The sequence below is a fragment of the Paenibacillus oleatilyticus genome (assembly GCF_018998565.1).
In the GTDB taxonomy this organism is placed as follows: Bacteria; Bacillota; Bacilli; order Paenibacillales; family NBRC-103111; genus Paenibacillus_G; species Paenibacillus_G oleatilyticus.
This window is the reverse complement of record NZ_JAHNZO010000105.1, coordinates 1-415: the sequence shown is the minus strand read 5'-3', so window position 1 is coordinate 415 and position 415 is coordinate 1. Positions and strand designations below refer to the sequence as shown.

General features: G+C 66.7%; 1 protein-coding gene. It reads right to left on the bottom strand.

Going from position 1 to position 415, the window contains the following annotated elements; genetic code table 11:
- Window positions 1–9: 9 nt before the first annotated feature.
- Window positions 10–237 carry a CysS/YqeB C-terminal domain-containing protein gene (locus KQX66_RS38865; protein ID WP_216798400.1) on the bottom strand — a complete coding sequence of 76 codons (228 nt, stop codon included), beginning with the start codon at window positions 235–237 and terminating at the stop codon, window positions 10–12.
- Between the last annotated feature and the right edge of the window lie 178 nt (window positions 238–415).

Below are 415 nucleotides of genomic sequence, written 5' to 3'. Positions count from 1 at the left end.
TGGTGTCGGTCATCGCGCGATCTCCCAGGTGGTGACCGGTTTGCCGTCGGCGTCCTTGCCGTCCTTCAACACCACCCCGAGCGCGGTGAGTTCGTCGCGAATGCGGTCGGACTCCGCCCAATTCTTGCTGGCGCGCGCGGCAGCGCGGGCCGCCACCAGCGCGTCGAACTTAGCGCGTGACGCCTCATCAATTTCGGCGTCCGCCGCACAGGACTGCAAAGCCTGATCCCAGGTCACACGCTGCAGCCCGAGAAAATCAGCGGCACCGGCCAGCTTCTTGGCGGCCTAATAGTCGCCGGCGCGCGCGGCCTTGGCCCATTGGTGCATCTCGGCGACCGCGCGCGAGAAATTGAGATCGTCGGCGAGCGGCGCGATCACCTCGTACGGCGGCGGATAGGAGCCGGCGTTATTGGAC